At 65.4% G+C, this 14,699-nt stretch carries 23 protein-coding genes; 18 read left to right on the top strand and 5 right to left on the bottom strand.

The window, feature by feature from the left end; all coding sequences use genetic code 11:
- Positions 1–75 precede the first annotated feature (75 nt).
- From AC3WJR_RS01140 to AC3WJR_RS01130, 3 genes are all read left to right on the top strand, one after another.
- Entirely contained in the window at positions 76–399 is a 324-nt protein-coding gene (locus AC3WJR_RS01140; RefSeq protein WP_354284805.1) for a glycine zipper 2TM domain-containing protein, read from the top strand.
- A 93-nt stretch (positions 400–492) separates the two neighbouring features.
- Entirely contained in the window at positions 493–921 is a 429-nt protein-coding gene (locus AC3WJR_RS01135; RefSeq protein WP_492721568.1) for an OsmC family protein, read from the top strand.
- Between the two features lie 114 nt (positions 922–1,035).
- The gene (locus AC3WJR_RS01130; protein ID WP_492721566.1) at positions 1,036–1,584 is read left to right on the top strand and encodes a glycine zipper 2TM domain-containing protein; all 549 of its coding nucleotides are present in this window, start codon (positions 1,036–1,038) and stop codon (positions 1,582–1,584) included.
- A gap of 60 nt (positions 1,585–1,644) precedes the next feature.
- Here the strand turns inward: AC3WJR_RS01130 and AC3WJR_RS01125 are convergent, their stop codons facing one another.
- Positions 1,645–1,869: a hypothetical protein gene (locus AC3WJR_RS01125; RefSeq protein WP_492721565.1), complete on the bottom strand. Its 225-nt coding sequence runs from the start codon at positions 1,867–1,869 to the stop codon at positions 1,645–1,647.
- A gap of 128 nt (positions 1,870–1,997) precedes the next feature.
- Here AC3WJR_RS01125 and crcB point away from each other — a divergent pair, with 128 nt between their 5' ends.
- From crcB to AC3WJR_RS01095, 6 genes are all read left to right on the top strand, one after another.
- On the top strand, positions 1,998–2,372 hold the full coding sequence (gene crcB, locus AC3WJR_RS01120) for a fluoride efflux transporter CrcB (RefSeq protein ID WP_492721564.1): 375 nt from the start codon (positions 1,998–2,000) through the stop codon (positions 2,370–2,372).
- On the top strand, positions 2,369–3,493 hold the full coding sequence (locus AC3WJR_RS01115) for an RluA family pseudouridine synthase (RefSeq protein ID WP_492721562.1): 1,125 nt from the start codon (positions 2,369–2,371) through the stop codon (positions 3,491–3,493). The genes crcB and AC3WJR_RS01115 overlap by 4 nt, the downstream gene beginning before the upstream one ends.
- A gap of 40 nt (positions 3,494–3,533) precedes the next feature.
- Positions 3,534–4,133 (top strand): FMN-binding negative transcriptional regulator, encoded by a 600-nt coding sequence (locus tag AC3WJR_RS01110; protein ID WP_492721561.1) that lies wholly within the window; start codon positions 3,534–3,536, stop codon positions 4,131–4,133.
- A gap of 142 nt (positions 4,134–4,275) precedes the next feature.
- The gene (locus tag AC3WJR_RS01105) at positions 4,276–4,950 is read left to right on the top strand and encodes an HAD-IA family hydrolase (protein WP_492721560.1); all 675 of its coding nucleotides are present in this window, start codon (positions 4,276–4,278) and stop codon (positions 4,948–4,950) included.
- The gene (locus AC3WJR_RS01100) at positions 4,950–5,171 is read left to right on the top strand and encodes a hypothetical protein (protein WP_492721558.1); all 222 of its coding nucleotides are present in this window, start codon (positions 4,950–4,952) and stop codon (positions 5,169–5,171) included. Before AC3WJR_RS01105 ends, AC3WJR_RS01100 begins: the two co-directional genes overlap by 1 nt.
- Positions 5,168–5,860 (top strand): ATP12 family chaperone protein, encoded by a 693-nt coding sequence (locus tag AC3WJR_RS01095; RefSeq protein ID WP_492721556.1) that lies wholly within the window; start codon positions 5,168–5,170, stop codon positions 5,858–5,860. Before AC3WJR_RS01100 ends, AC3WJR_RS01095 begins: the two co-directional genes overlap by 4 nt.
- 38 nt (positions 5,861–5,898) lie before the next feature.
- Here AC3WJR_RS01095 and gmk read toward each other — a convergent pair whose 3' ends face one another.
- The 4 genes from gmk to AC3WJR_RS01075 all read right to left on the bottom strand — a co-directional run bounded on the left by gmk (position 5,899) and on the right by AC3WJR_RS01075 (position 8,808).
- Entirely contained in the window at positions 5,899–6,555 is a 657-nt protein-coding gene (gmk, locus tag AC3WJR_RS01090; protein WP_354284825.1) for a guanylate kinase, read from the bottom strand.
- A 46-nt stretch (positions 6,556–6,601) separates the two neighbouring features.
- A complete protein-coding gene (locus AC3WJR_RS01085; RefSeq protein ID WP_354284827.1) occupies positions 6,602–6,826 on the bottom strand; it encodes a hypothetical protein in 225 nt (74 codons plus the stop codon).
- A 67-nt stretch (positions 6,827–6,893) separates the two neighbouring features.
- Complete coding sequence (fumC, locus tag AC3WJR_RS01080) at positions 6,894–8,279, bottom strand: class II fumarate hydratase (protein WP_492721554.1); 1,386 nt, start codon at positions 8,277–8,279, stop codon at positions 6,894–6,896.
- Between the two features lie 46 nt (positions 8,280–8,325).
- Positions 8,326–8,808, bottom strand: a complete 483-nt coding sequence (locus AC3WJR_RS01075) for an SspB family protein (protein WP_492721552.1) — start codon at positions 8,806–8,808, stop codon at positions 8,326–8,328.
- A 71-nt stretch (positions 8,809–8,879) separates the two neighbouring features.
- On the opposite strand from AC3WJR_RS01075, the gene hisB reads away from it, so the two are divergent.
- The 9 genes from hisB (at position 8,880) to AC3WJR_RS01030 (ending at position 14,678) form a co-directional block, all read left to right on the top strand.
- Positions 8,880–9,467, top strand: coding sequence for an imidazoleglycerol-phosphate dehydratase HisB (hisB, locus tag AC3WJR_RS01070; RefSeq protein ID WP_354284832.1), 588 nt, complete (start codon positions 8,880–8,882; stop codon positions 9,465–9,467).
- 1 nt (position 9,468) lies between these two features.
- The gene (locus AC3WJR_RS01065; RefSeq protein ID WP_492721550.1) at positions 9,469–9,783 is read left to right on the top strand and encodes a YciI family protein; all 315 of its coding nucleotides are present in this window, start codon (positions 9,469–9,471) and stop codon (positions 9,781–9,783) included.
- Positions 9,780–10,385 carry an imidazole glycerol phosphate synthase subunit HisH gene (gene hisH, locus AC3WJR_RS01060; protein WP_492721549.1) on the top strand — a complete coding sequence of 202 codons (606 nt, stop codon included), beginning with the start codon at positions 9,780–9,782 and terminating at the stop codon, positions 10,383–10,385. Before AC3WJR_RS01065 ends, hisH begins: the two co-directional genes overlap by 4 nt.
- Positions 10,382–11,116, top strand: a complete 735-nt coding sequence (gene hisA, locus AC3WJR_RS01055; protein ID WP_492721547.1) for a 1-(5-phosphoribosyl)-5-[(5-phosphoribosylamino)methylideneamino]imidazole-4-carboxamide isomerase — start codon at positions 10,382–10,384, stop codon at positions 11,114–11,116. Before hisH ends, hisA begins: the two co-directional genes overlap by 4 nt.
- Positions 11,117–11,351: 235 nt before the next feature.
- The gene (gene hisF, locus AC3WJR_RS01050; protein ID WP_492721545.1) at positions 11,352–12,122 is read left to right on the top strand and encodes an imidazole glycerol phosphate synthase subunit HisF; all 771 of its coding nucleotides are present in this window, start codon (positions 11,352–11,354) and stop codon (positions 12,120–12,122) included.
- A complete protein-coding gene (locus tag AC3WJR_RS01045) occupies positions 12,119–12,289 on the top strand; it encodes a hypothetical protein (RefSeq protein WP_492721543.1) in 171 nt (56 codons plus the stop codon). The genes hisF and AC3WJR_RS01045 overlap by 4 nt, the downstream gene beginning before the upstream one ends.
- A 32-nt stretch (positions 12,290–12,321) precedes the next feature.
- Entirely contained in the window at positions 12,322–12,645 is a 324-nt protein-coding gene (locus tag AC3WJR_RS01040) for a phosphoribosyl-ATP diphosphatase (protein ID WP_492721542.1), read from the top strand.
- Between the two features lie 12 nt (positions 12,646–12,657).
- Positions 12,658–13,035, top strand: coding sequence for a histidine triad nucleotide-binding protein (locus AC3WJR_RS01035; RefSeq protein ID WP_354284845.1), 378 nt, complete (start codon positions 12,658–12,660; stop codon positions 13,033–13,035).
- An 89-nt stretch (positions 13,036–13,124) separates the two neighbouring features.
- Positions 13,125–14,678 carry an amino acid permease gene (locus AC3WJR_RS01030; RefSeq protein WP_354284847.1) on the top strand — a complete coding sequence of 518 codons (1,554 nt, stop codon included), beginning with the start codon at positions 13,125–13,127 and terminating at the stop codon, positions 14,676–14,678.
- The last annotated feature ends 21 nt before the right edge of the window (positions 14,679–14,699 follow it).

The following is a 14,699-nucleotide window of genomic DNA, read 5'->3' as shown; positions in this document are numbered from 1 at the left end:
ATGCAACGTTGCTAGAACAGCGATCGTTCCTGCTGTGGAATTGATCCAAGCACGATGTAACTGGGAGATACTTTGATGCGTACGTTCTTGATGGCCCTCAGCGCCGCCTCGCTCGCGATCCCCGCAACCATGGCGTTCCCGACCGCAGAGGCCAGCGCGCGCGACCATCATCGCCGTTATTCCCCGCGTGTCTACGAGGGCCGTGACGGTCGCCGCTATTGCCGCCACTCGGACGGCACGACCGGCCTGCTCGTTGGTGGTGTCGGCGGTGCATTGCTCGGCAACCAGATCGCCGGCCGCGGCGACAAGACGCTCGGTACGGTGCTTGGTGGCGTGGCGGGTGCGTTCGGCGGACGCGCGATTGATCGCGCCAGCACGGCGGATCGTCGCTGCCGCTAACCGCGCGTCCCTCGCGACCCTATATGCAGCGCGGGCCCCGACGGGCCCGCGCTTTTTTCATGTCCAGATTTCTGGTCCAGACGGAGAATGACGATGACGACACGTAGCGGATCGGCCACGTACGAAGGCCTCGGCAAAGACGGCAAGGGTCATGTCTCGACGCAGACGGGCGTCCTGTCGAACGCGCAATACGGCTTCGGCAGTCGCTTCGAGGAAGGTACCGGCACCAACCCCGAGGAACTGATCGCCGCCGCGCACGCGAGCTGCTTCACGATGGCGCTGAGTTTCGCGCTTGCGAAAGCCGGCTTCACCGACGGCAAGCTCGAGACGACCGCCAAGGTGACACTCGACAAGGACGGGGATGGTTTCACCATCACCAAGTCGGCGCTGGACCTCAAGGCGACGATCGAAGGCATTGATCCGGCACAGTTTGAGGAGATCGCAGCAGGCGCGAAGGCCAACTGCCCCGTCTCCAAGGTGCTTAATGCTGAGATTACATTAACCCATTCTCTTAACGCCTGATTTTTCTTACGATTGCGTGAACGACCGGTAGTTTCCGGTTCACGCAACTTCGGCGCATGGGATGAGTTCTCTATTCCGATCCACACTATGGATTGGTTCAAGGAGCTCATCCCAATGCGCAATTTCATTCTGGCAGCGGCCATCGCGGCAACGACGCTGACCGCCATTCCGGCAGTCGCCCAGAACAATCCCAACCGCGAATATCGCCAGGACGTCCGCGACGCCCGGCAGGACTATCGCCGCGACGTGCGCAACGCGGACTCGCGCGCCGATGTCCGCGATGCGCGCCAGGATTACCGCCGCGACGTGCGCGACGCGCAGCGCGATCGTAACCGGGATTGGCGCCAGTATCGCAACTACGACTACAACCGGTTCGAGGGCGGGCAGCGTGCCTATTATGCCGAGAATTATTACCGCGACGGGCAGTATTACCAGCCACGCCGCCTGACGCGGAACGACCGTATCTATCGTGGTCGCGACAATCGCTATTATTGCCGCCGTGGTGACGGCACGACCGGTCTGATCATCGGCGGTCTGGCAGGCGGCGCGCTCGGCAACACGATCGCGGGCGGCGGTTCGCGCCTGCTCGGCACGCTGATCGGTGGCGGCGCGGGTGCGTTGCTCGGCCAGTCGGTCGATCGCGGCAACGTCGTCTGCCGCTGATCTAGCGGAATGTCCAAAAGGGCCCGGTGCGCAAGCGCCGGGCCTTTTGCTTGTGCGGGTTTAAAGCAACCCGCCGCCGAGCATTAGCCGGATGGCGGCGACGATCAGCACGAAGATGTTGAAGTTCCGACCGCTCTTGTGCCCGGACAACATGCCGATCACGGCACCGACCACGGCGATCGGGATTGCCAGATAATTGGCAAGCCCGAAGAACGGCACCAGTCCGACGAGTGCCACCGGCAAGGCCAGCAGGCCGAACAGAACCGAGATAATATTGAAGATCATTCCCATGACGTGAACATGACGTCGCGACGCTCCGTGTGCAAGGTGTGGCGGTACCCGTCCGATACGACCGAAACGCGTTTCTCAGCCGCGGGGTGACGCACGGCTGATTCCGCGCTAACGCAGCCGCAATGATTCAGCTTTTTCTCGTCATGGTCGGCGGTGCCTTCGGTACCGCGGCGCGCTATCTCGTCGGACGCGGCACGGTGGCGGCGTTCGGCCCGATGTTTCCCTACGGTACGCTCGCGGTCAACGTGATCGGCGGGTTCGCGATGGGCGTGCTCGCAGGCGTGCTTGCGCGCATCGGCGGGAACGAGAACACGCGACTCCTGCTCGGTGTCGGCGTGTTGGGCGGATTCACCACTTTCTCCTCGTTCTCGCTCGAGGTCGTGACGATGGTCGAGCGGGATGCGTGGGCAACCGCGCTCGGCTACGTCCTGGCGTCCGTCCTCGGCGCGGTGCTGGCGCTGTTCGCCGGCCTTTGGCTTACCCGGATCGCAGCATGACAACCAAGACACCCGACAAGACGAGCGGCAAGGCCACCAGCGACGTTCGTCAGTTCAGCGTGGGGCCCGACGATGACGGGATCCGGCTCGACCGCTGGTTCAAGCGGCATTTGCCCGACACGAGCTATACCACCGTCGCCAAATGGGCGCGCACCGGGCAGCTTCGCGTCGACGGCGCGCGCGCCAAGCCGGGCGACCATGTCGTCACCGGCCAGGCGATCCGCGTTCCCCCGGCAGAACCGGTCCGCGTCGATGCCCCGCAAAAGCGCGAACGCCCGCCGCTCAGCGACGACGAGATCACCTTCGCGCAGGAAATGGTGATCCACCGCGACGCGCAGGCGATCGTCCTCAACAAGCCCCCCGGTCTCGCGACGCAGGGGGGAACCAAGACGATCGAGCATGTCGATGGCTTGCTCGATGCGCTGCAGGACGACCTCGATGGGCGCCCCAAGCTGGTCCATCGGCTCGACAAGGATACATCGGGCGCGCTGCTGATCGCACGGACCACGCGCGCGGCGGCGTATTTTGCCAAGTCCTTCTCCTCGCGCACCGCACGAAAAACCTATTGGGCGCTGGTCGTTGGCGTACCGTCGATCGAAGACGGCATGATCGAACTGCCGATCGCCAAGCAACCCGGCACGGGTGGCGAGAAGATGCACGTCGACGAGAAGGAAGGCAGCCCCGCGCGCACGCGGTATCGCGTGATCGAGATGGCAGGCACGACGACCGCCTGGCTCGAGCTGATCCCGCACACTGGTCGCACGCATCAGTTGCGCGTCCATCTCGCGGCGATCGGGCATCCGATCGTCGGCGACGGCAAGTACGGCGGGCAGGCCGCGTTCCTCACCGGCAACATCAGCCGCAAAATGCACCTCCATTCGCGCCGGATCCGGATCGACCATCCCGATGGCGGCGAGATCGACGTCCAGGCCGAACTGCCGACGCATTTCGCCGAAAGCCTCAAGCAACTCGGGTTCGACGAGATGCTCGGCAACACGATGCCGCTCGAATCGCCCCCGCCGCCCAGCCGCGAAGTGAAGAAGCAGCAGGCGCGCCAGCACGCCAAGACCTACCGCAAGGATCGCAAGGGCGAACGGCGGCGGCGCGGTTCGGCGACGTGAGCAGACGCGGACGTCCGCGCGCAATGGCGCCGCTCGGCTGATGCACCCCGACCCCGCGTTCCGTTGGGAGGATCGCGTGGCGATGCGCGCGCTGGTCAGCGAACTGAGCCTCGGCGCGCTGTTCTGCGCGACACCGGACGGGCCGCGAGTGGCGCATGTCCCGGTCGTCTGGAACGACGACGATACGCTTGCCTTCCACGTGTCCCGCGGCAACGGGATCGCGCGTCATCTGGATGGCGCCACCGGGTTGTTCGTCGTGCAGGGCCCGGACGGGTACATCAGCCCGGACTGGTACGGACTAGGCCCCGATCAGGTGCCGACGTGGAATTATGTCGCGGTCGAGCTCGAAGGCAAGATTACCCGCACCGGACACGATGCGCTGGTCGAGCAGGTCGACCGGGTCGCGGCAGCACAGGAGCAACGATTGACGCCCAAGGCGCCCTGGACGCGCAACAAGATGGATCCGGCGCGCTTCGACGGGATGACGCGCGGGATCATCGGGTTCACGCTGACCGTGCAGGCATGGCGCGGGACGCTGAAGCTTGGGCAGAACAAGCCCGACGCGGCTAGGCTGGCGGCGGCGGATGGTGTCGAGGCGGCGGGTCGACGCGGGATTGCGCACTGGATGCGGAACGTATGATGGGCGGCCGGTCCTACCCCCTCGCGCACTTCCCCGGCGCAGGCCGGGGCCCAGTTGCGCCGTCCATCGGCATCGAACGCAGCATGCGCCACATCCGCCAGCACGACTGGGCCCCGGCCTTCGCCGGGGAAGGAAGTATCTTATGACAGCCCCAATCTCTCCCGCCCGCCTCGCGCTGTTCGATTGCGACGGCACGCTGGTCGACAGCCAGGACAATATCTGCCGATCGGTCGAGGAAGCCTTCGCCGGCGTCGGCCTCGTCGCGCCGGACCGCACCGCCATCCGCCGGATCGTCGGGCTGAGTCTCGTCGAGGCGATGGAAATGCTGCTGCCCGACGCCGAGGCAAAGCTTCACCAGGCTCTGGCGGACGATTACAAGGCGGCGTTCTTCCGGATGCGGACCTCGGGCGCGATGAGTGCGGAGCCGCTGTATGACGGCATCCTCGACGTGCTCGATCATCTCGCGGCGGATGGCTGGATGCTGGGCGTCGCGACCGGCAAGTCCGATCGCGGGCTTGCGCATATCCTTGCGCATCACGGGATCGCTGCGCATTTTATCACGCTCCAGACCGCCGATCGCCACCCGTCGAAGCCGCATCCCTCGATGGTCGAGACGGCCATGGCAGATGCAGGCGCGACTCCGGAGACGACCGTGATGATCGGCGACACGAGTTACGACATGCTGATGGCCCGCGCCGCGGGGACGCGTGCGCTGGGTGTTGCCTGGGGCTATCACCCCGCCGACGAACTGACCGCAGCGGGTGCCCATGCGGTCGCGGATACGGTGCGTTCGCTGCCCGCGCTGATGGAGAAATGATGAACGATCCCGACACGACCGCGCGCAACCGCTATTTCCTGATGGTAGGCTCGCGCCTGCTTGGCGTGGCGGGCGCGCTGCTCGGGCTGTTCCTGATCGCGCGAGGCGATGCGACCGAACCCAAGGCGGTTGGCACCGCGCTGGTGATTTCCGCGCTGCTGCTGATCGCGATCGTTCCGCGTGCGCTCGCGCGGCGCTGGCGGACGCCGCCGCAGCCATGAAGCGGTTTTGGAAAACGGTCGTTATCGACGACCAGCGCGGCATCCGGCTCGACGATCGCCCGGTCCGCACGCCGGGGCGAGTCGCGCTCGCGCTGCCGACCGATGCGCTGGCGCAGGGGGTTGCCGACGAATGGCGTGCGATCGGCGAGGGCGAGGAGATCGACCCACGCGCGATGCCGCTGACCGGTCTGTCAAACGCCGCGATCGACCGGGTCGGTGCCGATCCGGCACTGTTTGCCGCGGGCTTGGCGCAATATGGCGAAAGCGATCTGCTCTGCTACCGCGCCGATTCCCCCGACGATCTGGTCGCGCGGCAGGCGGCAGCGTGGGATCCGCTGCTCGACTGGGCGCGGACGCGGTATGACGTGCATATCGAGGTAGCGACGGGGATCCTGCATCGCGCGCAGCCCGACCAGACGCTGGCCCGCCTCGCCGACGCGATTGCGGCACGCGACGCGTTCGAACTGGCGGCCTTGTCGCCGATCGTCACGATCGGCGGTTCGCTGATTGTCGCGCTGGCGCTCGCCGAACGCGCGGCGACGGCAGAACAGCTATGGGACGCGATTACGCTCGATGAGGAATATCAGGCCGAACGCTGGGGTCGCGATCCACTTGCCGAGGCTGGCATCGCCGCGCGGCGGCGCGATTTTGGTGCGGGCGTGCGGATGCTGGAGTTGTTGCGCGGCTGATCCCCCGTGGCAGGAGACGGACGCCGCTGCGTCGGCGCTTACTTCTCGGGCAGCCGTCGGATGAACCCGATCATCCCGCGCTGGCGTGAGCGCTTCAGGCGTTCGGCGGTCAGGATCGTCTGGACGCATTCGTAGCAGTCATCGAGATCGTCGTTGACCAGCACATAATCATAGCCGTCCCAGTGGCTCACCTCGGCGAGCGCACGATCCATGCGACGGTCGATGACCTCCTGCGAATCGGTAGCGCGCTTCTCGAGACGGTCGCGGAGCGTCTTGAGGCCGGGCGGGAGGATGAACACGCGGACGACATCGCCGCCGGCCAACTGGAACAATTGCTGCGCGCCCTGCCAGTCGATGTCGAACAGAATGTCCTGTCCGTGTTCAAGATCCTTGAAGACCGTGTCGCGCGGCGTGCCGTAGCGTTCGTCGAACACACGCGCCCACTCGAGGAACTGGTCGTCTTCCGCCATATTACGGAAGGTTTCCTTGTCGACGAAATGATAGTCGCGTCCCTCGACTTCGCCCTTTCGCATCGGGCGAGTCGTATAAGACACCGACATCTTGAGCTTGTTACGCTCTTCCTTCAGCAGGCGATTGGCGATCGTCGACTTGCCCGCGCCCGAAGGCGAGGACAGGACGAACATCAATCCGCGGCGTTTGAAGTTCTTTGGCTGGGAGGAACGATGGTCGGGCATGGCCGCTAGTGGCGCGCACGCCGGGAAGCGTCAACCCATCGGTCGCTCAGCGGCGTACGGGTTCGTCCGTGCCGAACACTTCGTCCTTGAGCTTGCCAATGCCGCGCAGCACGAACCAGCCGGTCGCGAAGGTCAGCGCGAGCGGGATCACCGCGGTGACGACCTTGGCTGCAATCGCGCCGCCGATCGCGCCGTCGAGATTGCTGTCGTCGCCGTCGGAACCGTCGATGGCCGCGCCGATGGCCGCGCCGATAAGGGTCGTTACGCTCATGATGATCTCCTTTGGTGCTACGTAGCGCGTGGGCGGGGAGATGGTTCCCCGCCCGCGTCCGCCCACGTCACACCATGGTTTCGGGCCGTACCAGCCGGTCGAACGTCGCATCGTCGACCAATCCGAGCGCACGGCCTGCCTCGCGCAGCGTCAGGCCCTCGTGGTGCGCATGCTTGGCGATCTTGGCGGCATTGTCGTAGCCGATCTCGGGGGCGAGCGCGGTGACGAGCATCAGCGAGCGATCGACCAGTTCGGCGATTCGCGTCTCGTCGGGTTCGATCCCCTCAACACACCGTTCGGCGAAGCTTTCCATGCCGACCGCGAGCAGGTCGATCGAGCGGAGCAACGCGGCACCCAGCATCGGCTTGAAGACGTTCAGTTCGAGATGCCCCTGTAACCCGCCGATCGTGATCGCCTGATGATTGCCGATGACCTGTGCGGCGACCATCGTCAGCATCTCGCACTGGGTGGGATTGACCTTGCCGGGCATGATCGAGCTGCCCGGCTCATTCTCCGGCAGGTGCAATTCGCCCAGCCCCGAGCGCGGGCCGGAGCCCAGCAGGCGGATATCGTTTGCGATCTTGGTCAGCGCGACCGCCAGCGTGTTGAGCGTGCCCGACAGCTGGACGATCGGGTCGTTCGACGCCAGCGCCTCGAAGGCGTTCTCGGCGGGATGGAACGGGAGACCGGTAATCGTGGCGATCGTTGCACAGACGGCGGTTGCGAAGCCCTCGGGCGCGTTGAGGCCGGTGCCGACCGCGGTGCCACCTTGGGCCAGCCGGTTGGTGCCGTGGGTGACGGCAGGCTCGATCCGTCGGCGGCAGCGGTATAACTGATTGGCGTAGCCCGAGAATTCCTGGCCGAGCGTGATCGGCGTCGCGTCCTGGAGATGCGTCCGGCCGATCTTGACGATCCCGCTCCACGCGCTTGCCTTGGCGTCTAGCGCGGTCTGCAACCGGTCCAATGCGGGAAACAGCCGCTCGACCACGCCGATCGACGCGGCGATATGCAGAGCGGTAGGGAAACTGTCGTTCGAGGACTGGCTTTTATTGACGTGATCGTTCGGGTGGACCGGCGTTTTGCCGCCGCGCGTGCCCGTTAACTGCTCGTTTGCGCGGCCTGCGATCACCTCGTTGAGGTTCATGTTGGTCTGCGTACCCGACCCTGTCTGCCAGATCACCAGCGGAAATTGGTCGTCGAGCTTGCCCGCTGCGACCTCCGCCGCCGCCGCGTCGATCGCGTCGGCAATGCCGCCGTCGAGCCCGTGGTCGCGGTTGACCCGCGCGGCTGCCTGTTTGACGATCGCCAGCGCATGGACGATCGCGAGCGGCACCCGCTCGGTCGCGGGGAAGGGGAAATTCTCGATCGATCGCTGGGTCTGCGCACCCCAATAGGCGCTTGCCGGAACCTCAACGGGGCCGAGCGAATCGGTTTCGGTGCGGGTGTCGTTCATCGCCAGTCTCCAACGCCCCCGCTCCCATCAGCGGGGACCGGACGGCTTATTTCTTCCGTTTGAAATCAACGGCGACGACGTTCGATCCATCCTCGATCGGAGTCGCGGTCGGGCCGTCATTCTCGGCTTCTTCATGCGGCTCGGGACCTTCGGGACCTTCCGCAGCCTGGAAACGCAGTTCGAAATTGACCGCGGGATCGTGGAAACCGGTGATCGCCGAATAGGGAATAACCAGCTTGGACGGCACCTGGTTGAAGCTCAAGCCCACCGAGAACTTGGTGTCGTCGACCAGCAGGTCCCAATAGCGGTTCTGCATGACGATCGTCATCTCGTCGGGGAAGCGCTCCATCAGCCGGGTCGGAATGTCGACCCCCGGCGCCTGCGTCTTGAAGGTGATGTAGAAATGATGCTCGCCGGGCAAGCCGCCGCTTTCTGCGACCGAACCGAGAACACGGCCGACCACGGCACGCAGCGCTTCCTGGACGATATCGTCGTAGGGAATCAGGCTATCGGGAAGACCATCACTCATGCGCCCTTGGGTAGCGCCCTTTGGTCCCCGGTCAAGATTGCACGGGTGCAAAGAAGCGTTATGGGAAGGCCATGCGCATCGCCACCATCAGCCGCCGTACCAGCGAAACCTCGATCGACGTCACCGTCAATCTCGACGGAACCGGGCGTTTTAACGTTTCGACCGGAGTCGGTTTTTTCGACCACATGCTGGAGCAACTCTCGCGCCATTCGTTGATCGACATGGACATCAAGACCGTCGGCGACCTGCACATCGACCAGCATCATACGGTCGAGGACACGGGTCTTGCGATTGGCGAGGCGGTGCTCAAGGCGCTGGGCGAGAAGCGCGGGATCCGCCGCTACGCCGATGCGCTGTCGCCGATGGACGAGACGCTGACTCGCGTGGCGATCGATATTTCGGGGCGCCCGTATCTGGTGTGGAAGACCGAATTCTCGCAGAAGCGCCTCGGCGAGATGGATACCGAAATGTTCGAGCATTTCTTCCACTCGTTCGCGCAAACTTCGGGCGTCACGCTGCACATCGAGACGCTGTACGGCAGCAATAACCACCATATCGCCGAGGCCGCATTTAAGGGCGTCGCGCGCGCTTTGCGGGAAGCGGTCGAGATCGACCCGCGCAAGGCCGATGCAATCCCGAGCACCAAGGGGACACTCTGACATGGCCGCTTCGTTTCGCGCAGAGGGGCCGCTGTGCCTGATCATCGTCGAATACGGCCCGTCGATCGAGGCGATCGATGCGCAGTTGAAGGATCATGTCGCCTGGCTTGAAAAAGGGTTCGCCGAGGGCGTGTTCCTCGTCGCTGGACGGCAGGATCCGCGCACCGGCGGCGTGATCGTCACGCGTGGTCGCAAGGCCGAGGCGGAGGCGCTCGCCGCGACCGATCCGTTCATCACCAGCGGCGTCGCGACCGCGCGAGTCATCCAGTTCAACGCGAGCTTCGCCGCGCCCGAGATCGCGGCGCTGCTGGCATGACGCTTGCGCTGATCGATTATGGCGCGGGCAACCTCCATTCGGTCGCCAATGCGCTCAAGGCAGCGGGCAGCAGCGACATCCTGATCACCGCCGATGCGGACGCGGTCACCAAGGCCGACCGGATCGTGCTGCCGGGCGTCGGTGCTTTCGCCGCCTGCGCTGCCGCCTTGCGCGCGGTGCCGGGAATGGTCGAAGCGCTCGAACAGCGCGTGCGCGGCGACGGGGTCCCGTTCCTCGGGATTTGCGTTGGAATGCAGCTGATGGCGGAGACGGGCGAGGAACATGGCACGCACGCCGGACTTGGCTGGGTCCACGGGACGGTGCGCCACCTGACCCCCGACGATGCGACCGCCAAGGTGCCGCACATGGGCTGGAACGACGTGGTGCCGAGCCGCGATCATCCGCTGATCGTGCCGGGGGAAGCCTATTTCCTCCATTCCTACGGGTATGAAGGTGACGACGTCATCGCTGGCACGAACCATGCCGGGCCGGTCACCGCAGCGATCGGACGCGACAATATGCTCGGCGTGCAATTCCATCCCGAAAAGAGCCAGCGTTATGGGCTCGATTTTCTCACCCGCTTCTTGAGCTGGAAACCATGAGCCTGATCGTATTCCCCGCCATCGACCTCAAGGGCGGCCAGGTCGTCCGCCTCGCCGAGGGCGATATGGACCGCGCGACCGTGTACGGCGACGATCCCGCTGCGCAGGCGATGCTGTTCGCTGACGCGGGCGCGGAGCATCTGCATGTGGTCGATCTCGATGGCGCGTTCGCGGGGGAATCGGTCAATGGCGAGGCTGTGCGCGCGATCGTTTCGCAATTTCCGGGGCATGTGCAGCTTGGCGGCGGGATTCGCGATCGTGCGGGGATCGAGCGCTGGTTCGATCTGGGCGTGTCGCGCGTGGTGATCGGTACTGCGGCGCTCGAGAACCCCGAACTGGTGCGCGAAGCGGCGCGCGATTTTCCGGGCGGGATCGTCGTCGCGGTCGATGCGCGTGACGGGTTCGTCGCGACCAAGGGCTGGGCGGATGTCTCGACGGTCGAGGTGATCGACATGGCGCGGCGGTTCGAGGATGCGGGCGTCGCGGCGCTGCTGTTTACCGATGTCGGTCGCGACGGAATGCTCAAGGGCTGCAACGTCGAGGCGACGGTCGATTTGGCGCGGGCTGTGCGGATTCCGGTGATCGCGAGTGGCGGGGTCAAGGGGATCGCGGAGATCCATGTGCTGGCGTTGCATAACCGTGATGGGGTGGAGGGCGTGATTACGGGCCGCGCGTTGTATGACGGGCGGCTGGATCTGGCCGCGGCACTGGCTGTGGCGGGGGCGGCGTGAAGGGTGGTGCGCTTCTCCCTCTCCCCGCTTGCGGGGAGAGGGTCAGTATCGAGCGCGGCTTTGCTGGTCTGCCCCACCCCAACCCCTCCCCTGAAGGGGAGGGGCTTTTTAGTGCGCGCAATACACTCATCCCCCTCCCCTTCAGGGGAGGGGCTAGGGGTGGGGCTGTGTCTCACCGAGAGCACAGCTTGCAAGGCTCGCGAACCCCGTCTTTGAAAGCAAAAGGCCTTTTAGCATGACCGTCCGCGCGCGCGTCATTCCCTGCCTCGATGTCGCGAACGGGCGCGTCGTCAAGGGCGTCAATTTCGTCGAACTGCGCGATGCGGGCGACCCCGTCGAACAGGCACGCGCTTATGATGCGGCGGGAGCGGACGAGCTTTGCTTCCTTGATATTACCGCAAGCCATGAGGCGCGCGGCACGATCCTCGACGTCGTGCGCCGCACCGCCGAGGTATGCTTCATGCCGCTGACCGTCGGCGGCGGGGTCGGATCGGTCGCGGATGCGCGCGCCTTGCTGCTTGCGGGCGCGGACAAGGTCGCGGTCAACAGCGCGGCGGTCGCGCGGCCCGAACTGGTCGGCGACATGGCGGACCGTTTCGGCAGCCAGTGCGTCGTCGCCTCGGTCGATGCGCGGCGCGTTGCGGATGGCTGGGAAGTCTTCACGCATGGCGGCAGGCGCGCGACGGGGATCGACGCGGTCGCGCACGCGCTACGGCTGGCAGAACTTGGCGCGGGCGAATTGCTCGTCACCTCGATGGACCGTGACGGGACGCGCGGCGGCTATGATCTCGAGCTGATTCGCACGATCGCGGACCAGGTCCGTGTGCCGGTCGTCGCGAGCGGCGGCGTCGGCGGGCTGGGTGACTTGGTTGCCGGGATCGTCGAGGGACATGCCAGCGCGGTGCTTGCGGCGTCGATCTTCCATTTCGGCGAAGCGAGCATTGCCGACGCGCACGCTGCGCTCGCGGCGGCGGGGATTCCCGTTCGACGGCCGGTGGCGACATGAGCGCAGGATTGATCCCCCAGGCCCTCGCCACTCCAATCGGCGGCGTACCTCCGCAGTCCGGCCTCACGCCGATCGAACTCGCGCTGCTCGTTGCCGCGGCGTTCGGTGTGTTCCTCATCCGCCGCGCGTTGCGCAAACGCTTCTTGAAGCGCCCACCCAAGGATTGACGCGCGCGCGCGGTTGCGCCAGCCCCGATCTCATGGCCGACGATATCCTCGACACGCTCGCCGCGACGATCCTTGCCCGCAAGGATGCCGACCCCGCGACCTCCTACACCGCCAAATTGTTCGGCAAGGGCCGCCGCAAGATCGCGCAGAAGGTCGGCGAGGAAGCGGTCGAGACCGTCATCGCCGCGCTGACCGAGGATAAATCGGCGCTGATCGGCGAAGCGACCGATCTGGTCTTTCACCTGCTCGTGCTGCTCGCGGATTGCGACGTGACGCTCGACGACATCCGCGCCGAGATCGCGCGGCGCGAAGGCGTGTCGGGGATTGACGAGAAGGCCGCGCGCAAGAAGGATTGAGAGGAAGCCCCCATGCCCGTCGACGCCACCCTCCCCTATGACGACCAGAACGTCTTCGCCAAGATCCTGCGCGGCGAGATCCCGGCCAAGCGATTGTACGAGGACGATTTCGCAATCGCCTTCCCCGACATCAACCCGCAAGCACCGACGCACATCCTGGTGATCCCCAAGGGCGCCTATGTTTCGTGGGACGATTTCAGCGCACGCGGCTCCGACGCGGAAATCGCAGGCTTCGTCCGCGCGGTCGGCACGGTCGCGCGCGATGCGGGGCTGGTCGCGCCGGGGTATCGGCTGCTCGCCAACGCCGGAACCGATTCGATGCAGGAAGTCCCGCATCTCCACGTGCATATCTTTGCCGGTCGCGCGCTCGGGCCGTTGCTCGCGCGCTAAGCCTCTTGCGCGAGGGTAATTTGCAGCTAGGCTCGCGCACAATCATTGCGCGGCGACAGACCGCGCACATCCCCAGGGGAAGTCACCGCATGCTATTTGGGCGTATCAAGTCTCTCGACGCCATTCTTGCGACAGCCGAAAAGAAGTCGCTGCACCGCTCGCTCGGGTGGTTCCAGCTGACCTTGTTCGGGATCGGCTGTGTCATCGGCACGGGCATCTTCGTTCTGACCGCCGCGGGCGCGCAAAAGGCCGGTCCCGGCCTGATGCTCGCCTTCGCCATCGCCGGCGCGATCTGCATCGTCGCCGCATTGTGCTACGCGGAAATCGCCGCGATGATCCCGGTCGCCGGGTCCGCCTACACCTATACCTATGCATCGATGGGCGAATTTCTCGCCTGGACGGTCGGCTGGGCCTTGATCCTCGAATATGCGGTCGCCGCAAGCGCGGTTGCGGTCGGCTGGTCGGGCTATTTCTCGGGCACGATCCTGCAACATACGTTCGGGATACATCTGCCACCGTTCCTTGCGGCGGGGCCGCTTGCGCTTGGCGGCGCGCCAGGCGGGTTCATCAACCTTCCCGCGGTGGCGATCTCGCTGCTGGTGACGTGGCTGCTGGTGATCGGGACGAGCGAGAGCGCCAAGGTCAATGCGGTGCTGGTGATGATCAAGATTGCCGCGCTGCTGGTGTTCATGTTCCTGACCGTGCCGCGGATCGACGCGGCGCAGTTCAACCCGTTCCTGCCCGCGGGCCTGTTCGGCGGATTCGGCACCGGGGTCGGCGCGGTCGGCGCGGCGGCGACGATCTTCTTTGCCTATGTCGGGTTCGATTCGGTCTCGACCGCTGCGGAAGAAACGAAGGATCCGCAGCGCAACGTGCCGATCGGGTTGATCGGCAGCCTGCTGTTCTGCACGATCTTCTACATCGTCGTCGCGGCGGGTGCGATCGGCACGATCGGCGGCCAGCCGATCATGGGGCCGAACGGTATCCCCTTCCCGACCGGCTCCGAAGAACTCGCGCGGCAGTGCACGATGGCGATCCATGCCGACAAGCTGGTCTGCTCGAACGAGGCGCTGGCCCATGTGCTGCGCCAGATCGGGTTCGGTCCGGTCGGCAACATGCTCGGCTATGCGGCGTTCATCGCGCTGCCGTCGGTGATCCTCGTGCTGCTGTTCGGCCAGACGCGCATCTTCTTCGTGATGAGCCGCGACGGGCTGCTGCCGGCGGCGTGGAGCAAGGTCCATCCTAAGTGGAAGACCCCGCATATCGTCACGATGATCACGGGCGTCGCGGTGTCGTTTGCGGCGGCGTTCCTGCCGGTCGGGCAGCTGGCGGATTACGCCAATGCCGGGACGCTGTACGCGTTCATGATGGTCGCGATCGCGCTGCTGGTGCTGCGCAAGGTGCAGCCCGAGCGCAAGCGCGCGTTCCGCACGCCGTTCGCCTGGGTGGTTGCGCCGCTGACGATCGTCGGGTGCCTGTTCCTGTTCTTCAACCTGCCGCTGATCGCGATGCTGGTGTTGCCGGGTTGGGGGCTGCTGGGTCTGCTGATCTATTTCCTCTATAGCCGCCAGCGTAGCCATGTCGGGCGCGGGATCGATGATCCGGAAGAAGCCGAACTGGCGGGGATGCCCCCGCCGCGGTGATTTTCGCGGGTTGCGGATATG

The sequence above is a fragment of the Sphingomonas sp. FW306-05-A genome, from assembly GCF_058782275.1.
Note: the sequence above shows the minus strand (reverse complement) of the source record. Positions and strands in the feature narration are given on the sequence as shown.

What these genes read in the sequence shown, in the direction of transcription:
- AC3WJR_RS01140 (WP_354284805.1), top strand. Translation starts at nt 76, where the DNA reads ATGCGTACGTTCTTGATGGCCCTCAGCGCCGCCTCGCTCGCGATCCCC.
- AC3WJR_RS01135 (WP_492721568.1), top strand. Translation starts at nt 493, where the DNA reads ATGACGACACGTAGCGGATCGGCCACGTACGAAGGCCTCGGCAAAGAC.
- AC3WJR_RS01130 (WP_492721566.1), top strand. Translation starts at nt 1,036, where the DNA reads ATGCGCAATTTCATTCTGGCAGCGGCCATCGCGGCAACGACGCTGACC.
- AC3WJR_RS01125 (WP_492721565.1), bottom strand. Translation starts at nt 1,869, where the DNA reads ATGATCTTCAATATTATCTCGGTTCTGTTCGGCCTGCTGGCCTTGCCG.
- crcB (WP_492721564.1), top strand. Translation starts at nt 1,998, where the DNA reads ATGATTCAGCTTTTTCTCGTCATGGTCGGCGGTGCCTTCGGTACCGCG.
- AC3WJR_RS01115 (WP_492721562.1), top strand. Translation starts at nt 2,369, where the DNA reads ATGACAACCAAGACACCCGACAAGACGAGCGGCAAGGCCACCAGCGAC.
- AC3WJR_RS01110 (WP_492721561.1), top strand. Translation starts at nt 3,534, where the DNA reads ATGCACCCCGACCCCGCGTTCCGTTGGGAGGATCGCGTGGCGATGCGC.
- AC3WJR_RS01105 (WP_492721560.1), top strand. Translation starts at nt 4,276, where the DNA reads ATGACAGCCCCAATCTCTCCCGCCCGCCTCGCGCTGTTCGATTGCGAC.
- AC3WJR_RS01100 (WP_492721558.1), top strand. Translation starts at nt 4,950, where the DNA reads ATGAACGATCCCGACACGACCGCGCGCAACCGCTATTTCCTGATGGTA.
- AC3WJR_RS01095 (WP_492721556.1), top strand. Translation starts at nt 5,168, where the DNA reads ATGAAGCGGTTTTGGAAAACGGTCGTTATCGACGACCAGCGCGGCATC.
- gmk (WP_354284825.1), bottom strand. Translation starts at nt 6,555, where the DNA reads ATGCCCGACCATCGTTCCTCCCAGCCAAAGAACTTCAAACGCCGCGGA.
- AC3WJR_RS01085 (WP_354284827.1), bottom strand. Translation starts at nt 6,826, where the DNA reads ATGAGCGTAACGACCCTTATCGGCGCGGCCATCGGCGCGGCCATCGAC.
- fumC (WP_492721554.1), bottom strand. Translation starts at nt 8,279, where the DNA reads ATGAACGACACCCGCACCGAAACCGATTCGCTCGGCCCCGTTGAGGTT.
- AC3WJR_RS01075 (WP_492721552.1), bottom strand. Translation starts at nt 8,808, where the DNA reads ATGAGTGATGGTCTTCCCGATAGCCTGATTCCCTACGACGATATCGTC.
- hisB (WP_354284832.1), top strand. Translation starts at nt 8,880, where the DNA reads ATGCGCATCGCCACCATCAGCCGCCGTACCAGCGAAACCTCGATCGAC.
- AC3WJR_RS01065 (WP_492721550.1), top strand. Translation starts at nt 9,469, where the DNA reads ATGGCCGCTTCGTTTCGCGCAGAGGGGCCGCTGTGCCTGATCATCGTC.
- hisH (WP_492721549.1), top strand. Translation starts at nt 9,780, where the DNA reads ATGACGCTTGCGCTGATCGATTATGGCGCGGGCAACCTCCATTCGGTC.
- hisA (WP_492721547.1), top strand. Translation starts at nt 10,382, where the DNA reads ATGAGCCTGATCGTATTCCCCGCCATCGACCTCAAGGGCGGCCAGGTC.
- hisF (WP_492721545.1), top strand. Translation starts at nt 11,352, where the DNA reads ATGACCGTCCGCGCGCGCGTCATTCCCTGCCTCGATGTCGCGAACGGG.
- AC3WJR_RS01045 (WP_492721543.1), top strand. Translation starts at nt 12,119, where the DNA reads ATGAGCGCAGGATTGATCCCCCAGGCCCTCGCCACTCCAATCGGCGGC.
- AC3WJR_RS01040 (WP_492721542.1), top strand. Translation starts at nt 12,322, where the DNA reads ATGGCCGACGATATCCTCGACACGCTCGCCGCGACGATCCTTGCCCGC.
- AC3WJR_RS01035 (WP_354284845.1), top strand. Translation starts at nt 12,658, where the DNA reads ATGCCCGTCGACGCCACCCTCCCCTATGACGACCAGAACGTCTTCGCC.
- AC3WJR_RS01030 (WP_354284847.1), top strand. Translation starts at nt 13,125, where the DNA reads ATGCTATTTGGGCGTATCAAGTCTCTCGACGCCATTCTTGCGACAGCC.